Origin of the sequence: Desulfococcus sp. (genome assembly GCF_050178255.1) — a bacterium.
GTDB classification, from domain to species: Bacteria; Desulfobacterota; Desulfobacteria; order Desulfobacterales; family Desulfococcaceae; genus Desulfococcus; species Desulfococcus multivorans.
This window is the reverse complement of the sequence record NZ_JBFXGG010000134.1, coordinates 1-7,459: the sequence shown is the minus strand read 5'-3', so window position 1 is coordinate 7,459 and position 7,459 is coordinate 1. Positions and strand designations below refer to the sequence as shown.

At 61.3% G+C, this 7,459-nt stretch carries 5 protein-coding genes and 1 pseudogene; all 6 read right to left on the bottom strand.

Annotated elements, in window-relative coordinates; translation table 11 throughout:
• A partial coding sequence (locus tag AB7S84_RS15475; RefSeq protein ID WP_428155584.1) for an amidophosphoribosyltransferase occupies positions 1-650 on the bottom strand: 650 nt, incomplete at its 3' end.
• A 210-nt stretch (positions 651-860) separates the two neighbouring features.
• On the bottom strand, positions 861-4,109 hold the full coding sequence (carB, locus tag AB7S84_RS15470) for a carbamoyl-phosphate synthase large subunit (RefSeq protein ID WP_428155582.1): 3,249 nt from the start codon (positions 4,107-4,109) through the stop codon (positions 861-863).
• A gap of 94 nt (positions 4,110-4,203) precedes the next feature.
• Entirely contained in the window at positions 4,204-4,500 is a 297-nt protein-coding gene (locus AB7S84_RS15465; RefSeq protein ID WP_020878180.1) for a DUF3862 domain-containing protein, read from the bottom strand.
• Between the two features lie 62 nt (positions 4,501-4,562).
• Positions 4,563-5,699, bottom strand: coding sequence for a glutamine-hydrolyzing carbamoyl-phosphate synthase small subunit (carA, locus tag AB7S84_RS15460; protein WP_428155587.1), 1,137 nt, complete (start codon positions 5,697-5,699; stop codon positions 4,563-4,565).
• A gap of 434 nt (positions 5,700-6,133) precedes the next feature.
• A complete protein-coding gene (locus AB7S84_RS15455; RefSeq protein ID WP_428155579.1) occupies positions 6,134-6,967 on the bottom strand; it encodes a 1,4-dihydroxy-6-naphthoate synthase in 834 nt (277 codons plus the stop codon).
• Positions 6,964-7,459 (bottom strand): annotated as a pseudogene (locus tag AB7S84_RS15450) (hypothetical protein); the annotation flags it as partial. The gene AB7S84_RS15455 and the pseudogene AB7S84_RS15450, both read right to left, overlap by 4 nt.

Genomic DNA, 7,459 nt, shown 5'->3' with positions numbered 1-7,459 from the left:
TCCCGGATGAACTCCGCCTGGACCAGATCCAGGGCGCACGACTCCGACGCGAGGACATAGCTCCCGTTCAGCTTGCCGAGACAGAGCGGCCGGAAGCCGTTGGGGTCCTTGATGCCCACCAGTTCTCCCTGGCTGGTCATCAGGATGAACGAAAAGGCCCCCTTCAATCGGGAAACCGTGTAAATCAGGGCCTGTTCGAAGCCGTATTTGAGGTTGCTCACCAGGAAATGAAGAAAGGCCTCGCTGTCCATGGTGGTCTGGAAGATGGAACCGGACTCCTCCAGCTCCCGCTTCAGGCTGTGGGCGTTGACCAGGTTGCCGTTGTGGGCCACCGCGTAGGACTTGTTCCGGTGGTGTACGACAAACGGCTGGGCGTTGGAGAGGATGGAACTGCCGGTGGTGGAATAACGGACGTGTCCCACGGCCGTCACCCCGTTCAGTTCCTCGAAATGGGTGTTTCTGAAGACGTCCGACACCAGCCCCATCCCTTTGTGGGAGGCGATGGTGTTGTCCATGACCACGGCGATGCCGGCACTCTCCTGCCCCCGGTGTTGAAGGGCATAAAGCCCGAAATAGCTCAGCTTGGCCGCTTCCGGGTGGTTATGAATGCCAAAAAGGCCACATGATTCACGCGGTTTTTCATCTATCATATTTGTCCGAAATGCTTTCCCCGAAACCTTGTCTCGGGAGGAATAATTGATATTGTCATCTCAACTTTCGACTTTCATAGGCCGGTGCCGGGAGGATACGGCCCGCGCCCCACGCGGTTTCGTTCAAGTGCCGCTGAAGGGGCCCGGGCCGTATCCTCCCGGCACCTCTTTCCGGTTACCATCATGAAAGTCGAAAGTTGAATTGTCATGTTATGCTGTTTCCATCATGTGATCCTGAAGCGCCTTGACGGATATCCGGTTCTCCTTCAAGGCCGCAATCCCCTGGCACATGGCATCGGCGCCGGCAATGGTCGTGGCGTAGGGAATGGCGAACTTGATGGCCGCCCGGCGGATCTGGTATCCGTCCTGCCGGGTTTTGTCTCCGGCGCCCGTGTTGATGACGAATTGGATCTCTCCGTTCTTGACGGCATCCACGACATGGGGCCGCCCCTCCGACACCTTGTTGATGCGGGTATTGGGGACCCCGTGGGCCGAAAGGAAGCGGGCGGTGCCGTCGGTGGCCAGAATTCCGAAACCGATCTCGTGAAATCGGGCCGATATGGGAAGAACGGCAGCCTTGTCCCGGTCCTGAACGCTGACAAAGACCGTTCCCTCCGTGGGCATCCGCTGACCGGCCCCAAGCTGGGCCTTGGCGTAGGCATAACCGAATTTGGTATCGATGCCCATCACCTCGCCCGTCGATTTCATCTCCGGGCCGAGGAGGGTGTCCACGTCGGGGAACCGATCGAAGGGCAGCACCGCTTCCTTGACGGAGATATGGTCGGGGACCGATTCAGGGCCCAGTTCGAGTTCCTCGAGGGTCATGCCCATCATCACCCGGGTGGCCATCTTGGCCAGGGGGATGCCCGTGGCCTTGCTGACGAAGGGCACCGTCCTCGACGCCCGAGGGTTGACCTCGATCACGTAAAGCCTCCCCGCTCTTATGGCGTACTGAACATTCATCAATCCCACCACGTTCAGCGCCGCCGCCATGGCCCGGGTGGCCTCGGCGATTTCGGCAATCAGCGCCTTTTCAATGCCCTGAGGCGGCAGTACGCAGGCCGAATCTCCGGAATGAACCCCGGCTGCCTCGATATGCTCCATGATGCCGCCGATGAAGGTCCGCCGCCCGTCGGACAATGCATCGACATCGATCTCCACCGCATTTTCGAGAAATTTATCGATCAGGATCGGATGTCCGGGGGACGCAAGGATGGCCAGACGGGTAAAGTCCTCCAGCTCCTCGGGGGTGTAGACGATCTTCATGGCCCTGCCGCCCAGGACATACGATGGACGCACCATTACCGGATAACCGATCTCCGCCGCCACCCGGCGGGCCTCGGCAACGTTGACGGCGGTGCCGTTGGCCGGCTGTTTCAACCCCAGACGGTTCAGCATGGCCTGAAAAAGCTCCCGGTCCTCGGCGAGATCGATGCTCGCCGGCTGGGTCCCCAGAATGGGCACACCGGCCTCGGCCAGCGGCACGGCCAGGTTCAGGGGGGTCTGTCCGCCGAACTGGACGATAACGCCAAAGGGTTTCTCCGTCTCGACGATGTGAAGGACGTCCTCACGGGTCAGGGGTTCGAAATAGAGCTTGTCCGAGGTGTCGTAGTCGGTGCTGACGGTCTCGGGGTTGCTGTTGACCATGATGCTCTCGACCCCCATCTCCCGAAGGGCAAAGGAGGCGTGCACGCAGCAGTAGTCGAATTCGATCCCCTGGCCGATTCGGTTGGGGCCCCCGCCCAGGATGACGACCTTTTTCCGATCGGAAACCCGGGCTTCGTTCTCCGTCTCGTAGGTGGAATAGTAATAGGGCGTCGCAGCCTTGAACTCGGCCGCGCAGGTGTCAACCAGCTTGTAAACCGGACGGATACCCGCCGCTTTCCGCTCGCGTTCGATGTCTCTTTCCGTCCGCCGGGTGAGATATGCCAGCTGGATGTCCGAGAAGCCCCACGACTTGGCCTTGCGAAGCAGCGACGGATCGAGACGGTATTCGCCCGGAGCGTCCTCTGCCGGCCGAAGGGTTTCTTCAAGTTCCACGATCTGGCGGATCTGATGGAGGAACCAGGGGTCGATGCCGGTCAGCCGTTGAATATCCTCGACGGACAGGCCGCACAGAAAAGCGTATCGCAGATAGAAGAGCCGCTGGGAGTTGGGGGTGGCGAGGTTTTTTTCGATCGCCTCGCGAGTGGGAAAGCGCCCCTCCAGATCCACGACATCCTTCCCGTCGGCCCCCAGACCCTGTCGTCCGATTTCCAGGGAACGGACGGCTTTTTGAAAGGCCTCCCTGAAGTTTCGCCCGATGGACATGGTCTCACCCACCGACTTCATGGCCGTCGTGAGATAGTCACGGGTCTCGGGAAATTTCTCGAAGGTCCACCGGGGAATCTTCACCACGCAGTAATCGAGGGTGGGCTCGAAGGAAGCCGCGGTACCGCCGGTAATGTCGTTGGGCAGTTCGTCCAGGGTGTAGCCCACGGCCAGCTTGGCCGCTATCTTGGCGATGGGATAGCCGGTGGCCTTGGAGGCCAGGGCCGAGCTCCGGGAAACCCGGGGGTTCATCTCGACCACGATCATCTCTCCGGTTTTGGGATTGACGGCGAACTGGACGTTCGACCCCCCCGTATCCACACCGATCTCCCGCATGATGTCGATAGCGGCGTTCCGGAGCATCTGATATTCCCGGTCCGTCAGGGTCTGGATCGGAGCCACCGTGATGCTGTCCCCCGTGTGGACGCCCATGGGGTCCAGATTTTCGATGGAACAAATGATCACGACGTTGTCGTTTTTGTCCCGCATGACCTCCAGTTCGTATTCCTTCCAGCCCAGGACCGATTCCTCGAGCATGACCTGGCTGATGAGGCTGGCATCCAGACCCGCCTTGGCGTAAAAATCCAGTTCCTCCGGATTGTAGGCCACCCCGCCGCCGGTCCCCCCCAGCGTAAAAGCCGGACGGATGATGATGGGGAATCCGATCTCCTCGACGATGGCGCGGACATCGGCCATGCTGTTGGCAATGCCGCTTCTGGGGATGCGGAGCCCGATATTGTTCATGGCTTTTCGGAAAAGGTCCCGGTCCTCGGCCTTGTTGATGGCGTCCACGCTGGCGCCGATCATCTCCACGCCATAGCGTTCGAGGACCCCCATCCGGGACACGCCGATGGCCGTGTTGAGCCCGGTCTGTCCGCCCAATGTCGGCAGAAGGGCGTCCGGCCGCTCATGCTCGATGATTCGGGCGACAACCTCGGGGATCACCGGCTCGATATAGGTGCGGTGCGCCGTTTCCGGGTCGGTCATGATGGTCGCCGGGTTGCTGTTGACCAGGATGACCTCGTAGCCTTCTTCCCGCAAGGCCTTGCAGGCCTGGGTGCCGGAGTAGTCAAACTCGCACGCCTGGCTGATGATGATCGGTCCCGCGCCGATGATCAGTATTTTCTGGATATCCGTTCGTTTTGGCATCTCTTGCGTCAGCTTCCTTCTCTTCCGTATCGGCGCAGGCCCGGCAATCGCTCCGCCCGGCCCTTCGAGACGGCTGTCGAGGTCCGGGGGAATCTTATCGCTCCGTATCCTCGAACTGTTTGAACTTGACCTTCCCGTTCAGGAATTGCACACTGATCTTCCGGCCGGTCTTTTCATCCTCCCATTTGGCGGCCGCCCCCGCCACAAAGCTGAGGTCGATCTGGGAAGCGTCGGTGGGTTCTCCAAGGATTTCGACCACCTCCGCCATGCTCATGCCCTCCTGAATCCTTTCGAAATTGGCGCGATTGACCTTGTTGCAGGATATCAGAAAAAGGCACATCATCAGCATTGCCCCCAGGAGGCACCATCGGGCCGTCGGGTTCGTTCTCATTTTTCAACTCCTCTGTTCACGTGAATGTGACGTCCTCAACTTTCGGCATTCATGGGCCGGCCTCATGCCGCGGCCATCATCTTCGAAAAGGTTTCAAACAGATAACGCGAATCGTGTGGGCCCGGCGACGCCTCGGGATGATACTGCACCGAAAACGCCGGGTAGGACCGATGACGAAAGCCTTCCAGGGTCTGGTCGTTCAGGTTTACGTGGCTGACCTCGATTTCGTCTGCGCTCAGGCTTGCCATATCGACGGAAAAGCCGTGGTTCTGGGAAGTGATCTCGATTCGCCCGGTATCCAGGTTCTTGACCGGCTGGTTGGCGCCCCGGTGACCGAACTTGAGTTTGTAGGTGCGCCCGCCCAGGGCAAGCCCCAGGAGTTGCTGTCCCAGGCAGATGCCGAACAGGGGACGATACCCCAGAAGGGATCGGATCGTCTCGACGGCATAGGTCACCGGTTCCGGGTCCCCGGGGCCGTTGGAGAGAAAGATGCCGTCGGGCGCCATGGCCCTGACGGCCGCCGCACCGGTCGACGCCGGTACGACAACGATCTCGAAGCCCGCTGCGGCGAGGCATCGGAGGATATTGTACTTGATGCCGAAATCAAAGGCGACCACGGAGAATTTTGTTCCTTTTTCCCGCCACAAGGTCCCATCCAGGGCCGCATCCTCCCCGATGGGAACCCGCTCTCCCGCAATCCAGCGGTACGGGACCCGGGTGGAGACCTCCCGGACCAGATCGCGCCCCACCAGACCCGGCGTTTCCCTCGCCCTGCGGACCAGGGATGCGGGATCGAGGTCCCGGGTCGAGATCACGGCCCGCATGGCGCCGGCGTTGCGGATGTGCCGGGTGAGGGCGCGGGTGTCGAGATCGTGGATGCCCATGACCCCCTGGGATCTCAGGTAATCGGCCAAGGTGTCGGTGGCCCGGAAGTTGCTCGGAAAGGCCTGGTACTCCCGGACGATGAATCCGGCCACCTGGATGCGGTCGGATTCCACATCCTCAGGATTGACGCCGTAATTTCCGATCAGGGGGTAGGTCATGGTCACGATCTGCCCCCGATAGGAGGGATCGGTCAAGACTTCCTGGTATCCGGTCATCCCCGTGTTGAATACCAGCTCGCCCCGGGTCTCCCCGGGACCGGTAAAGGACGCGCAGGGAAACGTCCGTCCGTCTTCAAGGGCTATCAATGCGTCCATTTTCATGATGATATCAAATAAACCGTCTGTCGGTTGAATGGATTAGGAGCGGGTCCGCCCGTCTTGCCGGACGTTGATGCGGATGTCGATATGCCTCGGAGGGTTTGATGCACGCTCCGGAACACAATCCGGGCAAAGAATCCTGATCCCGGGGTGGGACAATCTTCTCATTCAGCACTTCCACGATCCAGGCGGCGGCTTGATTCCGTGAAACACAAGCCCAGGTCGCTTTGGAGAACCGACCGCGCCGCGCATCGGCCTTGTAACCCTCGCGCCGGCCGGGCATGCAACCCGCCTGTCCTTACCTAAACTTATTGTATATACCTGTATAACGGAACTTTTTCAACAACATTCTCAACTTTCCGTGAGGCTGAAAGCGGGTGATTGAACACCCAGGGAGATTCAACAGGGCCGTCCGGTGCAAACACGCGCCTTCAGTCTTCGGCCCGGTCCGGGATGGCAGGCAGCAACCCGGCGGCCTCTCCCCGCCGGAAAAGCGCGTCGACCGCGGCAAGGCCGTCCTCCCCCAGATCAAGGGTGAACGGGTTGACATAAAGCGCAATGTGTTGCCGGATCACATCCGGCGCCATCTCCCGGGCATGGGCACGAACATAAGCGCCTGATTCCTCAGGGTGGTCAAAGGCGTAGGCGACGCTGTCCCGGATGGCCGCCTCGACGCGTCGCGCGATGTCCGGACCCAGGTCCCGGCGCACGGCGATGCCGCCCAGGGGAATGGGCAGTCCGGTCTCCGCCTCCCACCACCGCCCCAGATCCACCAGTTGGACAAGGCCGTAATCCTGGAACGTGAAACGGCCTTCGTGGATGATGACGCCCGCCTCGTATTCCCCCCGGGAGACCGCCGGCATGATCCGGTCGAAATTCATGGGGATGCACGCCGCCGTTCCGGAAAGATAGAGTCCCAGAAGCAAGGCCGCGGTGGTCCGCATGCCGGGGACGGCGATGGGGGTCCGGCCCAGTCGTGACGGGTCAAAGCCCGGTTTCGCGACGACGAGGGGACCGCAACCCCTCCCCAGGGCCGCACCGCTCCCGAGGAGGACGTAACGCTCACGCAGATGGCCGATGGCCGCAAAGGAGAGCTTGGTCACGTCCAGGCGGCCGACCTCGGCGTAGCGGTTCAGCTGCTCCACGTCCGCGAGACGAATCTCGAACGCAAGGCCGCGACAATCGATGTTGCCGTGGGCAAGAGCGTGAAAAAGAAAGGTATCATTGGGACAGGTCGAATACCCCAGTGAGAGGGTTCGGGTCATGGCATCTTCTCCAGCATGAGGGGACCGCAGCGGTCCAGGATCGTCAGAACAGCCCATGTCGCGCGCTCGAACGCCAGATCGAGATTCCAGGCATCGCGGCGGCGCCGTCCGACAAGATTGCTCGCGGCCCGGACCTCCAGGAGGTCCACGCCGTACCGGCAGGCGACGTGGGCCGCACCGGACCCCTCCATGGCCTCCATACAGGCGCCGTGGTGCCGATAGCGGGCTTCCGCTCCACGGTCCGTGGCCGTAATCGTGGACACGGTCAGAAAAGGGCCGCGCATCACCCTGATCCCGGCGGGGCTCGATCCGGACACCTCGTCCGTTGCCCGCAGCAATGCGTCCACGGCTGTTTTGGCCCACCACCGGGAGAGTGGGTACCGGCCTTTCACGGGGACGCCGTCCACGGTGATAACCGGGAAAGGCAGGGCTTCCGGCGGATCCCCGGCCCGCATCGGTTCGAGGCCCAGATGAGCGTCGATCTCCTCATCG

Bases quoted from the DNA above. Each gene is read 5' to 3' on its own strand.
- AB7S84_RS15465 (WP_020878180.1), bottom strand. From the start codon at position 4,500: ATGAGAACGAACCCGACGGCCCGATGGTGCCTCCTGGGGGCAATGCTG.
- AB7S84_RS15455 (WP_428155579.1), bottom strand. From the start codon at position 6,967: ATGACCCGAACCCTCTCACTGGGGTATTCGACCTGTCCCAATGATACC.
- carA (WP_428155587.1), bottom strand. From the start codon at position 5,699: ATGGACGCATTGATAGCCCTTGAAGACGGACGGACGTTTCCCTGCGCG.
- carB (WP_428155582.1), bottom strand. From the start codon at position 4,109: ATGCCAAAACGAACGGATATCCAGAAAATACTGATCATCGGCGCGGGA.